The organism is Pseudomonas sp. FW305-28 (assembly GCF_017351395.1).
GTDB lineage: Bacteria > Pseudomonadota > Gammaproteobacteria > Pseudomonadales > Pseudomonadaceae > Aquipseudomonas > Aquipseudomonas fluorescens_AA.
Genome location: NZ_JACNDD010000110.1, coordinates 1 through 22,204 on the forward strand (window position 1 = coordinate 1; position 22,204 = coordinate 22,204).

At 63.5% G+C, this 22,204-nt stretch carries 20 protein-coding genes; 7 read left to right on the plus strand and 13 right to left on the minus strand.

What is annotated here, in order from left to right; all coding sequences use genetic code 11:
- Positions 1–75: 75 nt before the first annotated feature.
- Together J4E53_RS22135 and J4E53_RS22140 are read right to left on the minus strand one after the other, a co-directional pair.
- The gene (locus tag J4E53_RS22135) at positions 76–969 is read right to left on the minus strand and encodes a PA4780 family RIO1-like protein kinase (protein WP_014336406.1); all 894 of its coding nucleotides are present in this window, start codon (positions 967–969) and stop codon (positions 76–78) included.
- Between the two features lie 240 nt (positions 970–1,209).
- Positions 1,210–2,001, minus strand: a complete 792-nt coding sequence (locus tag J4E53_RS22140) for a helix-turn-helix transcriptional regulator (RefSeq protein ID WP_060739327.1) — start codon at positions 1,999–2,001, stop codon at positions 1,210–1,212.
- A 79-nt stretch (positions 2,002–2,080) separates the two neighbouring features.
- On the opposite strand from J4E53_RS22140, the gene J4E53_RS22145 reads away from it, so the two are divergent.
- Positions 2,081–3,109: a bile acid:sodium symporter family protein gene (locus tag J4E53_RS22145; protein WP_103311226.1), complete on the plus strand. Its 1,029-nt coding sequence runs from the start codon at positions 2,081–2,083 to the stop codon at positions 3,107–3,109.
- Here J4E53_RS22145 and J4E53_RS22150 read toward each other — a convergent pair.
- On the minus strand, positions 3,096–4,373 hold the full coding sequence (locus J4E53_RS22150) for an acetyl-CoA C-acetyltransferase (protein WP_103311224.1): 1,278 nt from the start codon (positions 4,371–4,373) through the stop codon (positions 3,096–3,098). The two genes, J4E53_RS22145 and J4E53_RS22150, sit on opposite strands and share 14 nt — an antisense overlap.
- 257 nt (positions 4,374–4,630) lie before the next feature.
- Here J4E53_RS22150 and J4E53_RS22155 point away from each other — a divergent pair, with 257 nt between their 5' ends.
- Positions 4,631–5,983, plus strand: a complete 1,353-nt coding sequence (locus J4E53_RS22155) for a 3-oxoacyl-ACP reductase (RefSeq protein ID WP_060739332.1) — start codon at positions 4,631–4,633, stop codon at positions 5,981–5,983.
- A 2-nt stretch (positions 5,984–5,985) separates the two neighbouring features.
- Positions 5,986–6,840, plus strand: a complete 855-nt coding sequence (locus J4E53_RS22160) for a MaoC family dehydratase (RefSeq protein ID WP_103311223.1) — start codon at positions 5,986–5,988, stop codon at positions 6,838–6,840.
- A 364-nt stretch (positions 6,841–7,204) separates the two neighbouring features.
- On the opposite strand, the gene J4E53_RS22165 is transcribed toward J4E53_RS22160, so the two are convergent.
- Genes J4E53_RS22165 through J4E53_RS22180 form a run of 4 tightly spaced genes read right to left on the minus strand, consistent with a single transcriptional unit; the run spans position 7,205 to position 9,477 of the window.
- Positions 7,205–7,762 carry a DUF4136 domain-containing protein gene (locus tag J4E53_RS22165; RefSeq protein ID WP_103310747.1) on the minus strand — a complete coding sequence of 186 codons (558 nt, stop codon included), beginning with the start codon at positions 7,760–7,762 and terminating at the stop codon, positions 7,205–7,207.
- A gap of 20 nt (positions 7,763–7,782) precedes the next feature.
- Entirely contained in the window at positions 7,783–8,400 is a 618-nt protein-coding gene (locus J4E53_RS22170) for a DUF4136 domain-containing protein (protein WP_060739335.1), read from the minus strand.
- A 25-nt stretch (positions 8,401–8,425) separates the two neighbouring features.
- Entirely contained in the window at positions 8,426–9,175 is a 750-nt protein-coding gene (locus J4E53_RS22175; RefSeq protein ID WP_060739336.1) for a methyltransferase, read from the minus strand.
- Complete coding sequence (locus tag J4E53_RS22180; protein ID WP_060739337.1) at positions 9,172–9,477, minus strand: MazG-like family protein; 306 nt, start codon at positions 9,475–9,477, stop codon at positions 9,172–9,174. The genes J4E53_RS22175 and J4E53_RS22180 overlap by 4 nt, the downstream gene beginning before the upstream one ends.
- Before the next feature lie 164 nt (positions 9,478–9,641).
- Here J4E53_RS22180 and J4E53_RS22185 point away from each other — a divergent pair, with 164 nt between their 5' ends.
- Entirely contained in the window at positions 9,642–9,935 is a 294-nt protein-coding gene (locus tag J4E53_RS22185; protein WP_060739338.1) for a hypothetical protein, read from the plus strand.
- Between the two features lie 276 nt (positions 9,936–10,211).
- Positions 10,212–11,561 carry an MATE family efflux transporter gene (locus J4E53_RS22190; protein WP_103310744.1) on the plus strand — a complete coding sequence of 450 codons (1,350 nt, stop codon included), beginning with the start codon at positions 10,212–10,214 and terminating at the stop codon, positions 11,559–11,561.
- Positions 11,562–11,564: 3 nt separating this feature from the next.
- Here J4E53_RS22190 and J4E53_RS22195 read toward each other — a convergent pair whose 3' ends face one another.
- From J4E53_RS22195 to J4E53_RS22220, 6 genes are all read right to left on the minus strand, one after another.
- The gene (locus tag J4E53_RS22195) at positions 11,565–12,359 is read right to left on the minus strand and encodes a DUF4123 domain-containing protein (protein ID WP_103310742.1); all 795 of its coding nucleotides are present in this window, start codon (positions 12,357–12,359) and stop codon (positions 11,565–11,567) included.
- Positions 12,356–13,663, minus strand: coding sequence for a type VI secretion system Vgr family protein (locus tag J4E53_RS22200; protein WP_103310741.1), 1,308 nt, complete (start codon positions 13,661–13,663; stop codon positions 12,356–12,358). Before J4E53_RS22200 ends, J4E53_RS22195 begins: the two co-directional genes overlap by 4 nt.
- Positions 13,664–13,916: 253 nt before the next feature.
- The gene (gene speA, locus J4E53_RS22205) at positions 13,917–15,830 is read right to left on the minus strand and encodes an arginine decarboxylase (RefSeq protein ID WP_060739342.1); all 1,914 of its coding nucleotides are present in this window, start codon (positions 15,828–15,830) and stop codon (positions 13,917–13,919) included.
- A 211-nt stretch (positions 15,831–16,041) separates the two neighbouring features.
- Complete coding sequence (locus tag J4E53_RS22210) at positions 16,042–16,413, minus strand: translation initiation factor Sui1 (RefSeq protein WP_003197435.1); 372 nt, start codon at positions 16,411–16,413, stop codon at positions 16,042–16,044.
- Between the two features lie 171 nt (positions 16,414–16,584).
- Positions 16,585–17,142, minus strand: a complete 558-nt coding sequence (locus J4E53_RS22215; protein ID WP_060739343.1) for an NUDIX hydrolase — start codon at positions 17,140–17,142, stop codon at positions 16,585–16,587.
- Positions 17,143–17,145: 3 nt separating this feature from the next.
- On the minus strand, positions 17,146–18,213 hold the full coding sequence (locus J4E53_RS22220) for a DUF2333 family protein (RefSeq protein WP_060739344.1): 1,068 nt from the start codon (positions 18,211–18,213) through the stop codon (positions 17,146–17,148).
- 284 nt (positions 18,214–18,497) lie between these two features.
- Between J4E53_RS22220 and gcbA the strand changes: the two genes are divergently transcribed.
- Together gcbA and J4E53_RS31165 are read left to right on the plus strand one after the other, a co-directional pair.
- Entirely contained in the window at positions 18,498–20,168 is a 1,671-nt protein-coding gene (gene gcbA / locus J4E53_RS22225) for a diguanylate cyclase GcbA (protein WP_060739345.1), read from the plus strand.
- Between the two features lie 1,105 nt (positions 20,169–21,273).
- Positions 21,274–22,167, plus strand: coding sequence for a methyl-accepting chemotaxis protein (locus tag J4E53_RS31165; RefSeq protein WP_409077848.1), 894 nt, complete (start codon positions 21,274–21,276; stop codon positions 22,165–22,167).
- Positions 22,168–22,204: the final 37 nt, after the last annotated feature.

Below are 22,204 nucleotides of genomic sequence, written 5' to 3' on the forward strand. Positions count from 1 at the left end.
GAGGCCTGCGGTGGATAGAGGATTTTGCAGTGCCCACAAAAAACCCGGCCATAGGCCGGGTTTCTGTTCAGCCGATCATTGCATCCACGGCGGTGGCGGTTCTTCGGTCTTGCCGGGTGGGGCATCGTCGGCGGCGCGAACGGCCTGACGGCGTTCTTCATCCAGGCGGGCGGCCTCGATTTCACGCATGATCCCGCCGACATCCGCCAGTTCTTCCGGCTCGTCGAACTCGCCGGTCAGCACGCTGGCCGGGTGCAGGGTGCCCGCTTCGTACAGCGCCCACATTTCCTTCGCGTACTTGGTGCGCTTGAGTTCCGGGGCAAACCGGCCGAAGTAGGACGCCATGTTGCCCACGTCCCGCTCCAGCATGCTGAAGGCATGGTTGTTACCCGCCGCATCCACGGCTTGCGGCAGGTCAATGATCACCGGCCCCGTCGGCGTCAGCAGCACGTTGAACTCCGACAGGTCACCGTGCACCAGGCCGGTACACAGCATCAACACGATCTGGGAAATCAGATAGGCGTGATACTCACGGGCCTGGTCCGGCTCCAGCACCACATCGTTCAGGCGCGGCGCCGCATCCCCGTACTCGTCGGCCACCAGCTCCATCAGCAGCACGCCTTCAAGGAAGTCGTACGGCTTGGGCACGCGCACACCCGCGCTTGCCAGGCGGAACAATGCCGCCACTTCGGCATTCTGCCAGGCGTCCTCGGTTTCCTTGCGCCCGAACTTCGAGCCCTTGGCCATGGCCCGGGCCTGACGGCTGTTGCGCACCTTGCGGCCTTCCTGATACTCGGCCGCCTGACGAAAACTTCGCTTGTTCGCCTCCTTGTAGACCTTCGCGCAACGTAGCTCGTTGCCGCAGCGCACCACATAAACAGCTGCTTCTTTACCACTCATGAGTGGGCGCAGCACCTCGTCGACCAGACCGTCCTCGATCAGGGGTTCAATGCGTTTTGGAGTCTTCATCAGCTTTTATTGTGGGTCCTTTATTACCAAACACGCGAATGACAGTCGTTATACGGCAATCCATCCTCCACGGGGAGGGGTTGCCGACCTATGAACCTGTGATGCACACAATGTGCCGGATCAATCGACGGCGTCGAATCATAGCCGAGACCGGCGCTGGCGTTGGCAACTCAATACCCAGGTATTTGCGACAAGAGCTGACAGTCATGTCCACCGCCAGCCGTAGGCAAGTGCGCCGGCTCAATGCTTGAACAACTCCCCCGGTGTATACCCGAACATCCCCTTGAACGCGGCAATGAATGCGGACGTTGAATCATACCCACACGACAACGCGGCGCTGGTGACGCTGTCCCCTTTCTCCAAGGAGCCCAGGGACGATAACAAGCGCATGCGCTGGCGCCAGGCACGAAAGCTCAGGCCGGTCTCACGCTGGAACAGACGCATCAGGGTTTTTTCCGACGTGCCCAGACGTTCAGACCAGGCTTGCAAGGTGACGTTCTGTTCAGGCTGTTCGATCAATTCGTTACACAGCGCCAGCAAGCGGGCATGTCGCGGCAGCGGCAGGGAAAATCCCACTTCCGGCAACGTCGCCAACTGGTCCAGCAACACCTGCACCAGCCGTTCTTCCTGGGTATCGCCTTGGGGATAATCGACCGGCAACTGACAGAATACCTTGATCAACTCACGGGCCAGTGGCGTGACTTCCAGCACCCGACAGCGCTCATCGGCCCAGGGGCAGGCGTGACGATGGACATACAGGCTGCGCATTTCCGCCCGGGTGGAGGTCACCACCTGATGTTCCAGGTCGGCCGGGATCCAGATGCCCCGTTGTGGTGGGGCGAAGAAACTGCCGGCGGCGGTGTGTACGCCGAGAACGCCGCTGATGGCGTAGGAAAATTGCACCCAGTCATGACGATGGGCTTGCGTCCAGGAACCGGCGTTCAAGCTTTCGACGCGGGCATACAGCGGCCTCGGCAATTGCGCCAGGTCGGGGATACGTCGTTCCAGCTGCTGGTGTCCGTTAGGCGGCATTGATTGGCCTTATGTCGCAAGACGACTGATGAGGACGACGTTAGGCTAAGTCGACTTTTCTTACAACATGCGGTGCCCTATGCATATCTTCAGACACCTCAAACGCATGATGACCGACTGGTTCCTGTGCGGCATGGTGCTCGCCACGCTGCTGGCGTACTTCTTTCCCACCTTCGGCGCCACGGGCGGTGCCATGCATGCCGAATGGGTGGTCAACATCGGCATCTTCGTGGTGTTCTTCCTGCACGGGGTCAACCTGTCCGGCGAGCAGATCCGCCACGGTCTGAAGAACATCCGGCTGCACGTGATGGTGCAGGCTTTCACCTTTGGCGTATTTCCGTTGCTCTGGCTGCTCAGCAACTGGCTGCTGGGCAGCCATGTGCCGGCGCTGCTGATGCTGGGGTTCTTCTACCTGTGCGCCCTGCCCTCGACGATTTCTTCCTCGGTGGCCCTGACTGGCAGTGCAAAAGGTAACGTGCCGGCGGCGATTCTCAACGCGAGCCTGTCCAGCGTGCTGGGCATTTTCCTGACACCGTTGCTGGTCAGTTTCGTGGTCGGCAGCGGCGCCGGTGGCATCGACCTGGGTTCAACCTTGCTTGACCTGTGCATGATGTTGCTGCTGCCGCTGGTGCTGGGGCAGTTCCTGCGACGTTGGCTGGCCGGCTTTTTCGGTCGGTACAAACGCTACACCAGCGTCATCGACAAGCTGGTGATCCTGCTGCTGGTCTACGCGGCCTTCTGCAACTCCATGGTGTCCGGCATCTGGCGCCAGCAAGGCAACGGCGTGTTGCTCAGCGCAGTGGTGGGCAGTGCCGTGCTGCTGGCAATCATCCTGTGGGCCACCACCCGCACCGCCCGCGCCCTGAAATTCAACAGCGCCGACGAAGTCGCCGCGGTGTTCTGCGCCAGCAAGAAATCCCTCGCCGCCGGGGTGCCGATGGCGGCGTTGATTTTCGGCAACCATCCCGGCCTGGGGCTGATTCTGTTGCCGATCATGATCTACCACCCGCTGCAGTTGATCGTCTGCTCGATCCTGGCCGAGCACTACGCCAACCAGCACAAGGCACTGGCGTCCCGCCAGGAGGGCGCCGTCGTCAACGCTCGATAATCGCCGTCACACCCTGGCCGGCGGCGGCGCAGATGGAAATCAACCCGCGACCTCGCCCGGCGGCGTCCAGCAACTTGGCGAGGTTGGCGACAATGCGCCCGCCCGTGGCGGCAAACGGATGCCCGGCGGCCAGGGAACTGCCCTTCACGTTCAACCGACCGCGGTCGATGGACCCCAGCGGCGCGTCGAGGCCCAGGCGGGTCTTGCAATAGTCCGGGTCTTCCCAGGCCTTCAGCGTGCACAACACTTGGGCGGCGAACGCTTCGTGGATCTCGAAGTAATCGAAGTCCTGCAAGGTCAGGCCGTTGCGCGCCAGCAACCGCGGCACGGCGTAGACCGGGGCCATCAGCAACCCTTCGGCGCCATTGACGAAATCCACCGCTGCCGTTTCACCGTCGCGCAGGTATGCCAGGATCGGCAGGCCCCGGGCCTTGGCCCATTCTTCGCTGCCCAGCAGCACCAACGAGGCGCCGTCGGTCAGTGGCGTGGAGTTGCCCGCCGTCATCGTGCCCTTGGCACTTTTTTCGAAGGCCGGCTTGAGGGAGGCGAGTTTCTCCAGGGTCAGGTCCGGGCGCAGGTTGTTGTCCCGGGTCAGGCCGAGAAACGGGGTCATCAAGTCGTTCTGCCAACCTTCGGCGTAGGACGCGGCCATTTTCTGATGGCTTTCCAGGGCCAACTGGTCTTGGGCCTCCCGGGGGATCTGCCAGGTCTGGGCCATCAACTCACAGTGCTCGCCCATGCTCAGGCCGGTGCGCGGTTCGTTGATGCGCGGCAAGTCCGGCATCAGGTGCTGGGGGCGCAATTGCAGGAATATTTTGATTTTCTCAGCGGTGGTCTTGGCGCGATTGGCTTGCAGCAAGATCCTGCGCAACCCTTCATTGACCGCGATTGGCGCATCCGACGTGGTGTCGACGCCGCCGGCAATGGCGCTGTCGATCTGGCCCAGGGCGATCTTGTTGGCCACCAGCAACACCGTCTCCAGCCCGGTGCCACAGGCCTGTTGTACGTCATAGGCCGGCGTCATCGGTGACAGCCGCGAACCGAGCACGCATTCGCGGGTCAGGTTCGTGTCCCGGGAGTGCTTGAGCACCGCACCGGCAGCCACTTCGCCGATGTGCAAGCCATGCAGGTTGTAGCGTTCGATCAGCCCCTCGAGGGCGGCCGTCAACATCGCCTGGTTGCTGGCGGTGGCATAGGGCCCGTTGGAGCGGGCGAAGGGAATGCGGTTACCACCGATGATCGCGACGCGGCGTAGTTGTGTCATGAAGAACTCCCCTGTAGGTCTGATGCACTAAGAAAACTCAACCGCCCCCCTGTGGGAGCAAAGCTTGCTCGCGATGAACGATGACGCGACCTACCTGAAAAACGCGGTGTCTGCATCGCGAGCAAGCTTTGCTCCCACAGGGGTTCGGTGCCCTGGACAACGCGCTCCCGCTCAAGCTTAGGCTTTATCTCGCCGATCGAACGACTGATTGCCAATCATGGTCCACACTTGGAACCTCATCAGCCGGAGTGTGTTCCATGTCTGACCGTTATATCGACTTCGCCAATTCGCCCATTGGCCGGCGCATGGTCGGGTCCCTCGGCCTGCCATCGCCGGTACGCCTGGAACGCTGGCAGGCCGGGCGGCTACGGCCGATCGAAGGCGCCCTGCTGCTGGGCGGCGGGCCGTTGACCGAACAGATCGGCACGTTCGCCAAGCGCCTGACCGACACCATTTTCATCTACGGCGGCGAACCGACCGTGGCCACCGAGTGGATCCCTGGCCACGGCCCGAAAATCAAGGCAGTGGTGTACGACGCCAGCCATTTGGTGCAGACCGACCAGCTCAAGCAGCTGCGGGAGTTTTTCCAGCCGCTGATGAAGAACCTCGACCACAGCGCCCATGTCGTCATCCTCGGGCGCGCGCCGCAAAGCCTTGGCGATCCGTTCGCCGCCAGTGCCCAGCGGGCGTTGGAAGGTTTCAGCCGTTCCCTGGCCAAAGAGCTGCGCCACGGCGGGACGCTGCAACTGCTGTATGTCGGCGATGGTGCCGAAACCCAGTTGGAAGGTGCGCTGCGGTTTTTCCTGTCGCCCAAGAGTGCCTTCATTTCCGGGCAGGTCATTCGCCTCGACGCCTGTGGCACCCAGGTCCATGACTGGACCCGACCGCTTACGGGGCTCAAGGCACTGGTCACTGGCGCGGCCCGTGGGATCGGCGCCTCCATCGCCGAAACCCTGGCCCGCGATGGCGCCGACGTGATCCTGCTCGACGTCCCCCAGGCCAAGACCGACCTCGACGCCCTGGCGGCGCGATTGAGCGGGCGCAGCGTCACGCTGGATATCTGCGCCGAAGATGCCCCCGCCCAGTTGATCGAGCACCTGCCCGACGGCGTCGACATCGTGGTGCACAATGCCGGCATCACCCGGGACAAGACCCTCGCCAACATGACCCCGGAATTCTGGGACGCCGTGTTGGCCGTCAACCTCAACGCCCCGCAAGTGCTGACCAAGGCCCTGCTCGACAGCGGCACCCTGCGCGACAATGGCCGGGTCGTTCTGCTGGCCTCCATCAGCGGCATTGCCGGCAACCGTGGGCAGACCAACTATGCGGCGAGCAAGGCCGGGCTGATCGGCCTGGCCCAGGCCTGGGCACCGCTGCTGCAATCTCGGGGCATCAGCATCAACGCCGTGGCGCCGGGGTTCATTGAAACCCGCATGACCGCCGAGATCCCCTTCGCCTTGCGCGAGGCCGGACGGCGCATGAGTTCCCTCGGCCAGGGCGGCTTGCCTCAAGATGTCGCCGAAGCTGTGGCCTGGCTCGCGCAGCCGGGCACGGGCGCCGTGACCGGGCAGGCCCTGCGGGTATGCGGGCAAAGCCTTTTGGGAGCATGACCATGACGATCCAATGGCATGAGGTCAGCAGCCCGCCATCCATGTCCGGGCTCTATTCAAAAGCGGCGACGCGGCGCAAGGTCACCGGAACGACCTTGCCCGAGGAAGGCCTGCGCCAAGTGCTTCAGGTCGACCCGCAACGGCTGGCGGCCTATCGCAAAGTGTGCGGTTTCGTCGATAACGGACTGCTGCCGCCGACTTATCCCCACGTCCTGGCGTTTGCCCTGCAGATGCAATTGCTCACGGGGCGGGACTTTCCCTTTCCGCTATTGGGGCTGATCCACTTGAGCAACCGCATTCGCGTAATGCGGCCCATGGGCGGGGTCGGCCAGGTGCGGGCCAGCGTCCATGTCGAGAACCTGCAAGCCCACCCCAAAGGCGCGGTATTCGACCTGGTGACCGGCCTCGATGATCAGTTGGGGCCCTTGTGGGAGGCCCGGAGCCAGATGCTGTGCAAAGGCGTCCAGCTTGACGGCGCGCTCGTGGACGAATCCCCTCAGGCCAGCCTGCCATTGATTGAAGTCGCGCGCTGGACCGCACCGGCTGACATCGGCCGGCAATACGCCAAGGTTTCCGGCGACTACAACCCGATTCACCTGAGCGGTATCAGCGCCAGGCTGTTCGGCTTCCCCACCGCCATCGCCCATGGCTTGTGGAACAAGGCCAGGACCCTGGCGGCGCTGGATGACCACCTGCCCGAGGCCAACATCGAGATCGAGGTGACCTTCAAGAAACCGGTGCGCCTGCCCAGCGAAGTGACCCTGCTGTCCAGCGCGGCGGGCTCCAGTGGGCAACTGCAACTGGTGGGGAGCGGGGCGCTGGAACATATGCTGGGAGAGTGGCGGCCGGCAACCTGAGCAGGTCGATGGCATTCACCGCCACCCCCTGTGGGAGCGAGCTTGCTCGCGATGGCGCTGGGTCAGCTTGCATCAAGGTTGAAATGTGCCGCCGTCTTCGCGAGCAAGCTCGCTCCCACAGTTTGTTTCGGGGTGTTCATAGATACGATGTCCACCGCCAATCCCTGCGGGAGCGAGCTTGCTCGCGATGGTGCTGGGTCAGCTTGCATCAAGGTTGAATGTGCCGCCGTCTTCGCGAGCAAGCTCGCTCCCACAGTTTGTTTCGGGGTGTTCATAGATACGATGTCCACCGCCAATCCCTGTGGGAGCGAGCTTGCTCGCGATGGTGGTGGCTCAGCCTCCACCCATCTTGAATTCGCCGTGGTCAGCGCGGCGGGTAGTTGGACAGAATCCGCCCCACCGTCTCGCGCACGGCGGTGTTGCGGTCGGCCGGGTTGGGGGAGTTGCTGAGCAGTTGTTCATCACTGCCACGCCACACCAGCTTGCCGTCCTTGCCGTCGAGCAGGTCGATCTGCACAGTGGCGACTTTGTAGCTGATGTTGCGGGTTTCGTTGTACATCGGCCCACCCCAGTAGCCATTCCACGGGCCACCCCAACCGCCGCCGTAGTGAGTGGTGACCTGCTGCTGGCGGTCCTCGACGATCAAATAGGCCTGGACCAGCACATCGCCGCGCCCGCCCGCCGCAGCCGGGCGCAAGCCGCGCTGGTCGAGTTGATCGGCCACCGCCTGGCGGATCCGCTGTTCGGTCAGGTCGCTCTTGATGCGTGGATCATCGGGGCGATACTGCAGCGCCGGGTCTTTCCAGCTCCAACTGCGATACGCCGCAAAGTCTCGGCTGGTGTCGAAGTCATGGTTGACTTGGTTAGAGGCACAAGCCCCCAGCAACAGGGTGAAGGCCAATAGAGCAAGACGGCGAAACATGGTTTTTCTCCGTTGCGTAATCAACTTGGGGGATACGCCGACATGGCTTTTTCCACCGCCTCGCGAATGGCATCGCTGCGTTCGCTCTGGCTGCCCCGCTGGCCCGTCTCGGCGCTGGCGCTCCACACCGGCTGACCGGTGCGGGCATCGAACAGGTCCACCCGGACCACCACGACTTGCTCCTGATACGTGCGCACCATCGGCATCGGATGGTACACGCCATAACCCGGACCGTAGCGGTCATAACGGTTATAGCCGCCGTAATAGCCGGCATCATAATCATCCCGGACCTGGCGCACGCGGGTCTCCAGGCGCAGGTCGGCGCTGACGAACAGGTCGGCGGGCCGGTTGTCATGCAGCGGCCGCAGGCCACGCTGGTCGAGGGCATTGCTCACCGCTTCGGCCACCTGGGCCGAATCCGCCCAGGCAGTGCCCGGCGGCAGGCGCCCGTCGCGCCAGGCCCAGCTGCGATAGCGCCCGTAATCACGGGGCGGCGCCGGGTAGGCGCTACGGTCGAACACCGTGGCGGCCTCCGGTGGCGCCGGCGGCAACGGATTGGAGGTGGCGACATAGGGGTTGCTGCCCTGGCAGGCCACCAGCCCCAGGCACAGCACCAACAACCCTGAACGACCTTTCATTTCGCGCTCCAATTGCACTTGCGGATCAGAGGGGACGGCAGATCCAGTGCAGATAACGTCCCAACCCGGCAAACGCCGGATGGCGACGGTGGGCCAGTTCCATTTCCAGTAGCTGCGCAAGTTCCACGCGGCCCTGGAACTCCACCGGCATGTAGTCATGAAAAACCCGCACGCCACTCTGGCTTTCGACCTGCCAGAGGCCTTCAAGTTGCGCCGCCAAATCTCGCGGATCAAGGGGTTGTTGCGGCGTCAGGCTCTGTTTTTCGCCGGCCATGTCATTTTTGCGCAACTTGCGGAAATGCCCCTTGAGCAGGTTGCGATAGACCAGCGCGTCGCGGTTGTAGAACGCCAGGGACAGCCAACCGCCAGGCGCCGTCAGTTGATGCAGCACCGGCAGGATCGCGTGGGGCTCGGCCAACCATTCCAGCACCGCGTGACACAGCACCAGGTCGTAAGGCTCGGTCAGTTGGCCGAGCAGGTCCTGCCACGGTGCCTGGATGAACGTGGCCTGCTGGCCGGCCTCGGCAAAACGCTGGCGAGCGCCTTCGAGCATGGGCTCGGCCGGCTCGGCCAGGGTCACCTGGTGACCGCGCTCGGCCAACCACAACGACATGTGGCCCAGGCCAGCGCCGATGTCCAGCACACGCAATGGACGCTGCGGCAAGGTTTCCAGCAGATCGGCCTGAAGCACCGCCAGGCGGATCGCCCCCTTGGCCCCGCCGTAGATTTTTTCCGCGAAGCGCGTGGCGAGCTGATCGAAATGACGGTCGCTCATTGGCCGAACCGCCGTTCGCTGTCGGCCAGCTTGCTGCGCACCACGGCGTCCATGTCCAGGCCCAGCTCGCTGCAAAGCAGCAACAGGTACAACACGATGTCACCGACTTCCTGCCCGGCGTGGGCCAGTTTGTCGGCCGGCAACTGGCGCGACTGGTCCTCGGTCAGCCACTGGAAAATCTCCACCAGTTCGGCCATTTCCACACTGGCGGCCATGGCGAGGTTTTTCGGGCTGTGGAATTGCCGCCAATCGTTATGGTCACGAATGGCATGCAGGCGTGCGGTCAGTTCAACAAGGTTCATCGGGTTCTCCTGAATGCGCATAGCTTCAGGGGGATGACCGGGGAAGGCAAGAGTCTCGGTACGAAGCGACGGTTTGCCCCATAATCGAACCAACTCGGCCGCCACAGCTCCTACAATCAGGAGCCAACGGCTCAGTTCGGATTCCCTCCCATCAGGATGCACATATGCAGGTAGAAAGCTTTTTCGAATGGCTCGGCCAGGCGCTCGGTTCGGTAATCCGTTTCATCGTCGACCTGCTCAGCGGCCTCTTCAACATCCTGGCCAACGCCGGCGGCAACTTCGTCGATGGGCTGTCACGCACCTTGGGCATGGACACTTCGATCATCAGCATCATCGCGCTGATCCTCGGGCTGATGCTGCTGTACTCGGCCATCCGCGCCTTCATGCGGGCCTCGATCGTCATGGGCATCATCTGGCTGGTGCTGGGGTTGTGGTTGTTGAGTTGGATCATTCACTGACACTGGGACCGCTCCCCACCCCAGCGCTCACACCGGACACCACCCGTGGCGAGGGAGCTTGCTCCCGCTGGGTGGCGAAGCCGCCCCAAATGAGCTGAAGCAATGTTCCAGACAGACCACATCGGCTGGTCTTGCGACTGCTTCGCAGCCGAGCGGGAGCAAGCTCCCTCGCCACGATGAGCCCGAGGTCACTTTAGAGGTCTGCGTGCTCCCTCTCTGCACCGGGCACGATCAATCCAAGAACCCGCTACAATCGCGCTCCATCAAGGAGCCCGCATGTCCAACCTGATCACCGACTGGCGCGACCGCCTGACCCATCGCCGGGTCTGGGCACTGGCTGCGCCGATGATTCTCTCGAACATCTCCGTGCCGCTGGTGGCGTTGGTGGACAGTACCGTCATCGGCCATTTGCCCCATGCCCATCAGTTGGGCGCCGTGGCGGTCGGGGCGAGTTTGTATACGGTGTTGGCGTGGGCCATGGGTTTCTTGCGCATGGGCACCACCGGGTTCGCCGCCCAAGCCGCCGGGCGGGGTGACGGGGCGGCGTTGCGACAAGTGTTGTTGCAAGGACTGCTGTTGGCGATGGGGCTGGCGCTGCTGCTCGGTGCCGTCGGCGTGCCGTTGAGCGACGTGGCGTTGCATTTCATGCAGCCGTCCGCCGAGCTCAACCAGTTGACCCGCGACTTCTTCCACACCCGGCTCTTCGGCTTACCGGCGGCGCTGGCCAGCTATGCGCTGGTGGGCTGGTTCCTCGGCGCCCAGAATGCCCGGGCGCCGTTGGCGATCCTGTTGGTGACCAACCTGGTCAACATCGCCCTGAATCTTTGGTTCGTGATCGGCCTGGACTGGGGCGTGACCGGCTCGGCCCGGGCGTCGGTGATTGCCGAGTGGACCGGAGCGCTGGTCGGCCTGGCCCTGGCTCGCAATACACTGCGGGCCTGGCCCGGGCAGATGGCCTGGGCGGCCCTGGGCGTGTGGCAGAACTGGCGTCCGCTACTGGCGGTGAACCGGGACATCTTCATTCGCAGCCTGGCACTGCAAGCGGTGTTTTTCCTGATCACGGTGCAAGGCGCGCGCCTGGGGGACGCCACCGTGGCGGCCAATGCCTTGCTGCTCAACGGCCTGCTGCTGACTGCCCATGCCCTGGACGGCCTGGCCCACGCCGTGGAAGCCCTGTGCGGCCATGCCATTGGCGCCCGCGACCGCCTGGCCCTGCGTCGCTCGCTGGTGGTGGCCGGCGGTTGGTCACTGATTGCAAGCCTCGGCTTTGCCCTGCTGTTCCTGCTCGCCGGCCACTTGTTCATCGACATGCAAACCGATATCCCCGACGTGCGCGCCACCGCTTACGACTACCTGCCCTACCTGGCGACCTTGCCGCTGATCGCGGTCTGGAGCTACTTGCTCGACGGCCTGTTCATCGGTGCCACCCGTGCCCGGGAAATGCGCAACGGCATGCTCTTGACCCTCCTGCTCGTGTCGCCGATCGCCTGGATGCTGCTGGGCTTGGGCAACCATGGACTGTGGATCACCTTCCTGCTGTTCATGGCCCTGCGCAGCCTGACCCTCGGTGCGTTTGCCTGGCACTTGCAGCGGCGCGACCGTTGGCTCGGCGCGCCGCCCCCATAACCTTCAATCCTGGCGACCCTGCCACCGCCGCCGCAGGTGTTCGAGACGCTCACGCTGCGAACCACCCTCCGGCCCCGGGATGGGCCGGGCATCGGGGTATTGCAGGCGCAACCACAGCCAGTCATCGAGCACCGTCCGCTCGGAGAATCCCAACGCCAGCCCCTGCTGCAAATCCTCCCAGAGCCGACGGTAATCACGCCCGGTGGAGCGGCACCATTGCCACGCGTGGCGCTCCAACAGGCATCGTTGCAACTGGCCCTGCTGTCGGTCGCTGAGGCCGTGTTCTTTCTCCAACGCCGCCACCGGCAGTCCCGGGTTGGACAGTTGTTGCCAGCCCTGGCTGCCGATCGCCCGGTCGGCCCACGTGCCGCCGAACCAGCGCGCCAGGCTGATCGGCCCCAGCCAGCAACTGAGCTCATGGGAATCGCAACCGTCGAAGAAATAGCTGGCGGTGTGCGGGTTGTAGTAATTCAACAGGGCTTTGTGATGCAGGCCCAGTGTCACCGTCAGCATGCGCCGCAGATGCGTGAGCAGTTGCCCGACGGGCTTTGGGCTGGCCAACAACAACCCCGGCCAGGCGCGCGGGTCCAGGTGACAAAGGCTGACCAGCGCGGGGGATTGGCGCAGCTCCACCAACAACGGGCCGTGCTCGCGAAGCCCATGCAACTCGGTGCCTTCGAACAGGGCAAAACGCCGGGCCTCGGCGAACTGCGCGTGCACCAGCCGCACCGCCTCAGGCGCACTCGGTACGTCCAGCAGCAACCACTGCGGCGTTGATCCAGGCACGACCGCGTTCATCGAGCAACGCCCGCGCCGCGCCCCATGAGCATGCGGCAGGTGCACAGCGGTTGGCCGCAGGGGCTGAAAGGCCCGCCTTCGGGCAACAGGCACAACAAGACCAGCGGCTCGGCCTCCCGCATCGCCGACAACAGCACCGGATCGACAACCGACCGCCCAAGTGTTTCGCCTGAAGATGACTCATCGGCAACCGCTGCCGAGGCAGGCTCGCCCAGAAATGCACTGATCAGCGGCCGATCCGGATCACCTTCGATAAAGCTCACCAGTACCTCGGTGCCGTCACACAGCGCGGCCGCCCCGCCGGCAGCCAGCTCCGGCGCCAAGGGCAGCCAGCAATGACTGGGGCTGGAACCTTCGCCCTGATAGACCCAGTCGAACTCCACCGCGACGCGCCCCGCTCCCAACTCCGACGGCTCGTCCACCGCCACGACCCAGCCGCGTTGCCGGCTCACCATGCGTGGTTTGGCCGGGACGCTGTCCGGCACGAACAGCACGCCCCGGGGAATGGCCTTGAAATGGTTACCATACACACCCGCCTGGGCGCGATGCTCGACCTTCGTCAACAGCCAGCGCCGGTTCCAACCGGCAAACGGATGGTCCGTCAACGTCAGCACCTGGCCACCCCGCAGGTTCGTCAGTTCGCTGCGCCCCTGGGCGACCTGCTGCCCCGACACATCGGTGTGCACGCTGAAGGCCCGCACCGCGGCAACCGGCCCGTCGTCCACGTAGACCGCCTTACCGGCGGGGGGAAAACTGTGCGGGTTATCGGCGAACACCAGGCAATGCCCGTCCCGCGTGTGTTCGAAATGAAAGTGGATACCCGCCCGGGCGCACACGCGCTGGAGGAACTGCAGGTCCGACTCGCGATACTGGGTACAGAAATCCTGCGGTGGATAATCGCCGCTCAGGTCCAGGCACAGGCGGCGGCCGCTGATGCCATGGGCCTTTAGCACCTGGCGAATGATCTGCGGCACCGAGCGGGCACTGAACACCCGCTGGCTGAAGCGCTGCGCCAGACAGGCCAGCTTCGGCCCGATACGCACCCGGCAACCGGCGCCATGACGGTGTTGGACCAACTCATGGAGCTGCCCATGAATACCCCGGCCTGGAGCCCCGAAACTCAACCAGACACTGCGATACAGCAGGCTCGCCAAGTCCAGGCTCGCATCGTGCAACAGGAGTTCCACTTCATAGACAAAGGGCTCGCTAATGGCTTCGCTACCCGTGAAGGCCACCACGTCAACAGGCTCGGGCAGACCGGCTATCTCCAGACGAAATGCTGGCTCGCAGGCTGGATCGGACATCGGCGTTTCTCTACAGGAGGGGCGGTCGGGGATTCTCGCCGACCGCCATGGCCGAGTAGAGGGGCCAAGTACAGGTTAGGAAAGGGACTACACGAAATAAGGACATCACCGATTAAATGCACCGGTGGGAAGAAATAGCCGTGACGTAAACAAAAATGCCCTCCGGGACTATCCGAAAAAACCCGCGATGTGCGGTGTGTTTCTGACAGCCCCGGTGGGCATTGAGGAGACGGCTATTGGCGCGGTCTCTCCATCAGGAAGACAGGTACGACGAACGCGTAAGCCCCAGGCGCAGCGCATCGAGGAACTGGGTGCGCTCGGCGGCGCTGATGCGGGCGCTGGCGCACTTGTCACGGTAGTGAGTCATCAACTCCTCCGGCGACAAGTGCACGTAGCGCAGCATGTCTTCGATGGTGTCGTGGGTTTCGATACCGGCGTGGTACACGCTGCCATCGGCGTTCTGGTAGATGTTCACCGAGTCGGTGTCGCCGAACAGGTTGTGCATGTCACCGAGGATTTCCTGGTAGGCGCCCACCAGGAAGATCCCCAGCAGGTAGTCTTCACCCGGATTGAGGGCGTGAACCGGCAGGCTGGTCTCGATGCTCTGCTCGTCGACGTATTGCTTGATCTTGCCGTCGGAGTCGCAGGTCAGGTCTTGCAGCACGGCGCGGCGCAGCGGCTCTTCGTCCAGGCGATGCAGCGGCAGGATCGGCAGTACCTGGCCGATGGCCCAGGTGTCCGGCAGGCTCTGGAACACCGAGAAGTTGCAGATGTATTTGTCGGCCAGCTTGTCATTGAGCTCATCCAGCACCTGGCGGTGCGAGCGCTGGCGGGCCTTCAACGAGTTGTGCAGGCGACGGCACACGGCAAAGTAGCACTGCTCGGCCAAGGCTTTTTCCGCCAGGGTCAGCTTGCCGTCGGCATATTGGGTCGCCACGTCGCTCATGTAGTGCGTGGCACGCCAGTAGGTCTCGGTGACCATCTCGATATCGGTCGGGCCCAGCAGGTCAACCAGCCATTGCACGGTTTCCGGCAGTTCCTGCTTGTTGTCGATCACCGGCACGTCGTCGTTGTGCTTCTCGACGTCGGTCACCTGCACCACCAGCATCGCGTGGTGGGCGGTCAGCGAGCGGCCGCTTTCCGAGAAGATGTGCGGGTGCGGCAGGCTCTGGGCATCGCAGAACTCCTTGAGCATGCCGACCACGACACCGGCGTAATCGTCCATGTCGTAGTTGATCGAACTGGCGTTGCGCGAGTGCGTGCCGTCGTAGTCCACGCCGAGACCACCGCCGACGTCGATGTGATCCACCGGCAGGCCGAGATTGCGCAGCTCACCGTAGTAACGGATCGCTTCCTTGAAGCCGTGCTGGTAGTCCGCCAGGTTGGCGATCTGCGAGCCCATGTGGAAGTGCAGCAGGCGAATGCCCTGGTCCAGGCCTGCGGCGCGGAAGCGCTCGACCACCGACAGCAGTTGCGCGGCCGACAGGCCGAACTTGGATTTCTCGCCACCGGTATCGGCCCACTTGCTCGACGCCAGGGACGACAGGCGCACGCGCAGGCCGACCTGTGGCTTGACCTTGAGCACTGCGGCCTCTTCGATCACCAGGCCGACTTCGGACTCTTTCTCGATGACGATAAAGACGTTGTGGCCCAGCTTCTGGCCCATCAGCGCCAGGCGGATGAATTCGCGGTCCTTGTAGCCGTTGCAGACAATGGTGCCGCCCTTCGGCGCGAGGGCCAGCACCGCCAGCAGCTCCGGCTTGGAACCGGCTTCCAGGCCGATGGAGACGTTCTGGGTGGCGATGATGTTCTCGATCACCGCTTCCTGCTGGTTGACCTTGATCGGGTAGAGCGCGGTGTACTTGCTCTGGTATTCAAGGCGCGCGATGTTGCTGTCGAACGCACCGGTCAGCTGGCGCACGCGGTCTTGCAGGATGTCGGGAAAGCGCACCAGCAAAGGCAGCGAGAGGCCGCTCTGGCGCAACTGGTCGACTTGCTCGAACAGGTCGATGGGCGAACTGCCGGGACCGTTCGGACGGACTTCGACGCGACCGGCTTCATTGATCGCGAAATACCCGGCCCCCCAATGGCGAATCCCGTAAACGCTGCGGCTGTCCGCAACGGTCCATTGGCTGCCATCGTCTTTGCGTGTGCGTCGTACGGACATCGAAGTCCCCTATAAAGAAGTCAAAATGCACCATCCGGTCGGAGGCTGGGGCAGTCTAGAGAGTGAAAATGACGAATTGCCTGTTAGCAAGGTAGACCCTGCTCCCAGCGATGAGTTTAGAAACCCGTTCAGAACAGGCTCTGTGAAAACCATGCGGGCGACCTCGAACGTCGGGTCCGGGTCAAGCCGAGGGTGGTTTTCACAGAAGCTGCTAGCCGCCGGATTTCTTTGCCTTGAAGCCGTGCTTGACCAGTTCCGCCAGCAGCAGCTCGACGTGATCGCCCTGGATCTCGATGATGCCGTCTTTCAACGCACCACCGGTGCCACAACGTTTCTTCAATGTGGTGGCCAGTTCCTTGAGCGCGTCTTCGGCCAACGGCACGCCGGTGATCGTGGTCACCGTCTTGCCGCCGCGACCTTTGCTTTCACGGCGCACACGGGCAATGCCGTCACCGGCAGGGATGGCGGTCTGTTTGCAGATGCAGGCATCCACCGGTTGACGGCAATCAGGGCAATGACGACCGGCGTCGGTAGAAAATACCAGGCCGCCCAGGGCGGCGAAGGATGCGGCTTTTTTGGCCACCGGCAATCCTCTTGGGAGGACAAAGACTGGTCGAGGGGGGAGAACGTGCCTCGACCGCGAAACCCCACTCAGGCAGGGGCAGCGCTACTGGACCGCAGACGCGGTTCAGCTTGAAAAGTCGCGCAGTGTAACGGCAAAAAGCCGACTTGCTAAGGGCCAATCAGCGCCAATTTATAGCTTCTTTGCGACGTCGCCACCCTGGGCACGCAAATAGCGTTCAAGCGCTGCCAGGGAGTCCGGGCAGTAAGGCATGCGCTGGATTTCATCGAGCACCTGTTCAAGCGGCAGGAAACGCGCTTCGAGGACTTCTTCGGGCTGCAGGACCAGCGGGCCGTCCCACACCGCCGAGAACGCCGAGCACCACAGGCGGCTGCCGGGGTCTTCGAAATAAAAATGGTCGTGGGCAGTCAGCTCAACACCGCTCACGCCCAGTTCTTCCGCCAGCTCACGGGCGGCCGACTCGGCGTAGGTCTCGTCGGCCTGGACCATGCCGCCCGCCGCCACGTCCCAGAAACCCGGGTAGATGGCCTTGCTCAGGGTGCGCCGGTGAACACACAGTTCACCGGCCGAATTGAACAGCATGATGTAGGTGCCACGCCCGATCAGGCCGCGCTCGCGCAACTGCGAACGCACCAGGCTACCGAGCAGGTTGTCGTGCTCGTCGACCCACGCGATCAGCTCGGCATCCGAGGCCGCTCGGTGAGCGACCTCCCGGGGGCTTTCGCTCATGGATCAGCCCTGGTTCAGCAGTTGCCGCAAGTCGATGACTGCTGCGTTGGCCCGGGAAATATAGTTGGCCATGACCAGCGAGTGGTTCGCCAGGACACCGAAGCCGCTGCCGTTGAGGATCATCGGGCTCCAGACCGGTTCCTGGGACGCTTCCAGTTCACGAATGATCTGCCGCACGCTGACCGTGGCGTTCTTTTTCGCCAGCACATCGGCGAAGTCCACTTCGATGGCGCGCAGCAGGTGCGACAGTGCCCAAGCCTGGCCGCGGGCTTCATAGAACACGTTGTCGATCTGCAGCCATGGGGTCTCGACCACCTCTTCGTCCACCTGCGGCACTTGGCCCGGGGCCGTGACTTCGGTTTTCAGCGAGGTGTTGAGCTTGACCCGGCCAACGCTGGCCGACAGGCGCTGGGACAACGAACCCAGGCGCGTGCCGACGTCTCCCAGCCAGTTGTTCAGGTTGTCGGCGCGGGCGTAGAACAGCGCGCTTTTCTGGTTCGGATCGGACAGTCGGGCCTGGTAGCGGCTCAGGGAGTTGATGCCCTCCTGGTATTCGGATTCGCTGGAAGGCAGCACCCAACTGCGGTTGTCGAAGTTGAAGCGCGGCTCGGCCTTGGCCAGGTCGGCGTCCTCGGCGGACTGGGACTGGGAACGGGCGAAGTCCTTGCGCAGGGCGCGGCTCAGGTCGCGAACCTGCACCAGCACGCCGTATTCCCAGCTCGGCATGTTGTCCATCCACAGGCCTGGCGGGAAACGGTCGTTGGAAATGTAGCCGCCTTGCTTGGTCAGCAGGGTCCCGGCCACGGTCTTGAGCGTCTCGACCGTGGTGTAGCCCACCACCATTTGCCGGCCATCCTTCTCGGCTGCGGCCTGGGCGTTCTGCTGCACGGGGAACAACGCAGGCTCCTGGCTCCAGTACCAGCCGAGGGCAATGGTCACCAGCAGGTAAAGGCCGATCAGCGTGGCCAGTGCGCGGCTGAAAAAAAGCCCACCCAGGTAGCTGCGGGTGTCCGATTTCGGCTCGGCGGCGCGTTCAGGCGCGCTGCCCGCGCGGTTTTTCCAGTCCAGCATGGCGATGTTCCTTCAATCACTTGAGTTCTCGGTTCGACCACAACCCTACGCCATCGTGCCTGATTTGAAACGCGATAATGCGGCGCCAATCATGCCGGGCGCGACAGGGCAATCGAACAGCACTATAAAGGAAGCGTTGCCATCGGCCTATTAGACTGTCCAGTCACAAACTGAATTGGGCGACAGGACAGAATATTGACGTATGACACTCATGCGGAGGAAAAGAGGTGCTAGCATAGAGCCACCAGTCGACCTCAGCATGCACCCTAACTAGTAGTCAGGATATGACCGAGCCAGAAGACCCCAGCCGTGAGCGCCTCAAGCACCACTTTGCCCAGCGGGTAATTCATCAGGCTCGCCAGATCCTGGAGATTTGGCAGCGCCTGCAACGCAGTGAGTGGTCAAGCACCGACCTGTCGGAGCTCAGCGAAGCCAATCTGCGCCTGCTGCGCTTTGCCGAGCGCTTCGAACAGCCCGAGCATTCCCTGCTGGCCCAAGGCATCAGCCAGTCGCTGCAAGCGGTGGACGCCAATCGCGGGCGCCTGAGCAGCCACCTGATCACCGAAATCAACCGTTTGATGCAGCGCTTGTCTCGCACCGGCCTGCGCCACGGCGACCAGCTCGAACAAACCTTCCTGCCGCCGCTGCGCAAACCCATCTACGTGATGCTGCAGGACCATGACCGCGCCGAACGCCTGGCCAAGCAATTGGAGTTCTTCGGCCTCAGCGCCCAGGCGCTGGACAGTGTCGCGGCGTTCCGGGCCTCGATGGTCGAGCGCCTGCCAGCGGCGATTGTCATGGACGTGGACTTCAGCGGCCCGGGCACCGGCCTGAAACTGGCCGCCGAAGCCCAGGAAGGCCTGGAACAACCGTTGCCGCTGCTGTTCTTCAGCTTGCTGGAAACCGACACCCCGACACGCCTGGCCGCGGTACGCGCCGGCGGGCAGGAATTCCTCACCGGCACCCTCGAAGCCTCGAGCCTGCTGGAAAAGATCGAAGTGCTGACCTGCGTCGCCCAGTACGACCCCTACAAAGTGCTGATCATCGATGACTCCCGCGCCCAGGCCTTGCACACCGAGCGCCTGCTCAACAGCGCCGGCATCATCACCCGCACGCTGATCGAGCCGATCCAGGCCATGGCCGAGCTGGCGGATTTCCAGCCCGACCTGATCATCCTCGATATGTACATGCCGGCCTGCACCGGCACGGAACTGGCCAAGGTCATCCGTCACAATGACCGCTATGTCAGCGTGCCGATCATCTACCTGTCCGCCGAAGACGACCTGGACAAGCAACTCGACGCCATGAGCGAAGGTGGCGACGACTTCCTGACCAAACCGATCAAGCCCCGGCACTTGATCACCACCGTGCGCAACCGTGCCGCCCGGGCGCGCAACCTCAAGGCGCGGATGGTGCGCGACAGCCTCACCGGCCTGTACAACCACACCCATATCCTGCAACTGCTCGAGGATTGCAGCTTCCGCGCTCGTCGCGAAGGCAAGCCCCTGAGCTTCGCCATGCTCGACATCGATCACTTCAAACGGGTCAATGACAGCCACGGCCACCCCATGGGCGACCGGGTGATCAAGAGCCTGGCGCTGTTTCTCAAGCAGCGCCTGCGCAAGACCGACTTCATCGGCCGTTACGGCGGCGAAGAGTTCGCCATCGTCATGCCCGACACCGACATCGACGCCGCCTGCAAAGTGCTGGATGAGATTCGCCAGCGCTTCGCCGAAATCCACTATCCGGCCCAGCCCCAGGACTTGTGGTGCACCTTCAGCGCTGGCGTGGTGGAGATGAGCGATGATTCCGACAGCCTGATGATGGCCAGCCAGGCGGACGAAGCGCTGTACCGTGCCAAGCACGCCGGACGCAACCGGGTACAGAGCGCCCGGCAATCAAAGCAAAGTGCCACCTTTTCATCGGAATCGACTGACTCGGTCATAAACCTGTAACGCAAACGCAATAACTTCAGGCACTTACGATTCTGCCCTCGGTAGACCCTTGATGCGCCTGAAGCTGCTGACCAATCTCAACACCGTTCTTTTAGTTGCCGTATGCCTGGGCCTCGGGGTCACCTTGTGGTGGTCGCAGATCGCCCTGGAACGGCCCTACTTGCTGATGGAGCGCTACCTGGGCCTGTCGCGGCAATTCCAGGGCGAAGTGGCGCGCAACATCGAGGACTACCTGGCCAGCGGCGACGCCTTGCGCCTGAGCGCGGCCACCCAGGCCTTGGAGACGCTGCAGAAAGACCTCGACCAGTTTCCCCCGGAGCTGGCCAAGACCCTGCGTCCGAGCCTGTCGAACCTCGACGGCTTCAGCAAGACCGATCTGTTGGCCGCCGGCAAACTGGCTGGCGATCCGCAGGCCTTGTTGTTGCAAGCCGAGCGTGAACTGAGCGCCAGCCTCGATCAACTGGCCCAATACGCCAATGGCGCCCCGACCTACTTGCCCCCGCTGTTTGCCGCTTCGCAGCATCTGGGTCGGTTGTCCCTCACGCGGGACAAACTGGTCAGCAGCGGCCGTAGTGAATTGGCCGCCGATGTCGAACGGGAACTGGCGAGCATCCGTGTCGAGGCCGAACGCCTCGACAGCCTGCCCCTGTTGGGCGTCACCGCCAGCAGCGAATCGGGCAGCGATGATTTCGCCGCGCTGATGGGCCTGGAGACCCAGGAAAAAACCGCCGCCGAAGATGCGGGCATCGCCCTCAAGCGCGAACTCAACAGCCTGCTCGGCCGTTACCCGGCGGAATTGACCCGCACCCGCGAACTGATCCAGAAACGCGCCGAGCTGAGCAATGCCACGCACCTGAAAATCGCCGACGTGCAAACGGCGATCGATACCCTGGAACCGGCGGTACGGGCGCAGCATGGGCAGATCCAGGGGGAGGTTCGCATGATCCAGGGGGTGATGATCGGCCTGATCCTGCTGATCGCGCTGCTCATCGACACCTTGCAGCGGCGCCTGGCCCGCACCTTGACGCACCTGGCTCCAGCCCTGTCGACCTGGGCCGAGGGGGACTTCAGCCGAGACATCCACGTGGGCGCCAGCAACCGCGAAATGCAGGACATCGAGGCTTCGCTCAATCGCCTGCGCGCTTACCTGGTGGACCTGGTGGGCACCATTCGGGTGAACGCCGAACAGGTCGCCGGCAGCAGCCGGACCCTGGCCGAGCTGAGCGGCGAACTGCACAGTGGTGCGGAGGATCAGGCCGACGATACGGCGCTGATCCGTGATTCCCTCAGCGAGCTGGAAGCGACCATCCAGCAAGTGGCCGGCGATGCCAGCCAAGCCGCAGACGCCAGCCGCAGCGCCGGGCAAGCGGTGGAGCAAGGGCAGAAAGTCATCGGCCTGAGCCTCACGGGCTTGCATGCGTTGGTGGGGGAAGTGCAAGGCAACGCGCAGATGATCGAACAACTGGCCGAGGAATCGGCCACCATCGGCGGCGTGCTGACGGTGATTCGCTCGATTGCCGACCAGACCAACCTGCTGGCGCTCAACGCGGCCATCGAAGCGGCTCGCGCCGGGGAAATGGGCCGGGGCTTTGCGGTGGTGGCCGAGGAAGTCCGCTCCCTGGCCCAGCGCACGGCCGGCGCCACTGCCGAAATCCAGACACTGATCGCCCGCCTGCAACTGGCCGCGCGCCAATCGGTGGATGGCATGCGCGCCCAAGTCGAACACGCCGAAGCCACCGCCAACCAGGCGCAAGCGGCCGACGGTGCGTTGGATGAGATCGTCGGTGCCATCCAGACCATCTCCGACACGGCGGTACGCATCGCCGACGTCACCGCCCAGCAAAGCGGCGCCGTCAGCGAAATCCGCGATCACAGCGAGCGGATTCACCAACTGGGCGCGGACAACCTGTTGCGCATCGGCGAGGGCCGGGAACAGGGCGACAATCTCCTGGTGCTGGGCGGACGTTTGCACACCGCCGTGCAGGCATTTCGGGTTTAGCGCCACAGACTGCATGAGTCACTGTGGGAGCGAGCTT

What these genes read in the sequence shown, in the direction of transcription:
- J4E53_RS22160 (WP_103311223.1), top strand. Translation starts at nt 5,986, where the DNA reads ATGACGATCCAATGGCATGAGGTCAGCAGCCCGCCATCCATGTCCGGG.
- J4E53_RS22170 (WP_060739335.1), bottom strand. Translation starts at nt 8,400, where the DNA reads ATGAAAGGTCGTTCAGGGTTGTTGGTGCTGTGCCTGGGGCTGGTGGCC.
- J4E53_RS22200 (WP_103310741.1), bottom strand. Translation starts at nt 13,663, where the DNA reads ATGTCCGATCCAGCCTGCGAGCCAGCATTTCGTCTGGAGATAGCCGGT.
- speA (WP_060739342.1), bottom strand. Translation starts at nt 15,830, where the DNA reads ATGTCCGTACGACGCACACGCAAAGACGATGGCAGCCAATGGACCGTT.
- J4E53_RS22135 (WP_014336406.1), bottom strand. Translation starts at nt 969, where the DNA reads ATGAAGACTCCAAAACGCATTGAACCCCTGATCGAGGACGGTCTGGTC.
- J4E53_RS22140 (WP_060739327.1), bottom strand. Translation starts at nt 2,001, where the DNA reads ATGCCGCCTAACGGACACCAGCAGCTGGAACGACGTATCCCCGACCTG.
- J4E53_RS22195 (WP_103310742.1), bottom strand. Translation starts at nt 12,359, where the DNA reads ATGAACGCGGTCGTGCCTGGATCAACGCCGCAGTGGTTGCTGCTGGAC.
- J4E53_RS22175 (WP_060739336.1), bottom strand. Translation starts at nt 9,175, where the DNA reads ATGAGCGACCGTCATTTCGATCAGCTCGCCACGCGCTTCGCGGAAAAA.
- J4E53_RS22180 (WP_060739337.1), bottom strand. Translation starts at nt 9,477, where the DNA reads ATGAACCTTGTTGAACTGACCGCACGCCTGCATGCCATTCGTGACCAT.
- J4E53_RS22165 (WP_103310747.1), bottom strand. Translation starts at nt 7,762, where the DNA reads ATGTTTCGCCGTCTTGCTCTATTGGCCTTCACCCTGTTGCTGGGGGCT.
- J4E53_RS22220 (WP_060739344.1), bottom strand. Translation starts at nt 18,213, where the DNA reads ATGCTGGACTGGAAAAACCGCGCGGGCAGCGCGCCTGAACGCGCCGCC.
- J4E53_RS22145 (WP_103311226.1), top strand. Translation starts at nt 2,081, where the DNA reads ATGCATATCTTCAGACACCTCAAACGCATGATGACCGACTGGTTCCTG.
- J4E53_RS22155 (WP_060739332.1), top strand. Translation starts at nt 4,631, where the DNA reads ATGTCTGACCGTTATATCGACTTCGCCAATTCGCCCATTGGCCGGCGC.
- J4E53_RS31165 (WP_409077848.1), top strand. Translation starts at nt 21,274, where the DNA reads ATGCAGGACATCGAGGCTTCGCTCAATCGCCTGCGCGCTTACCTGGTG.
- J4E53_RS22190 (WP_103310744.1), top strand. Translation starts at nt 10,212, where the DNA reads ATGTCCAACCTGATCACCGACTGGCGCGACCGCCTGACCCATCGCCGG.
- J4E53_RS22185 (WP_060739338.1), top strand. Translation starts at nt 9,642, where the DNA reads ATGCAGGTAGAAAGCTTTTTCGAATGGCTCGGCCAGGCGCTCGGTTCG.
- gcbA (WP_060739345.1), top strand. Translation starts at nt 18,498, where the DNA reads ATGACCGAGCCAGAAGACCCCAGCCGTGAGCGCCTCAAGCACCACTTT.
- J4E53_RS22150 (WP_103311224.1), bottom strand. Translation starts at nt 4,373, where the DNA reads ATGACACAACTACGCCGCGTCGCGATCATCGGTGGTAACCGCATTCCC.
- J4E53_RS22215 (WP_060739343.1), bottom strand. Translation starts at nt 17,142, where the DNA reads ATGAGCGAAAGCCCCCGGGAGGTCGCTCACCGAGCGGCCTCGGATGCC.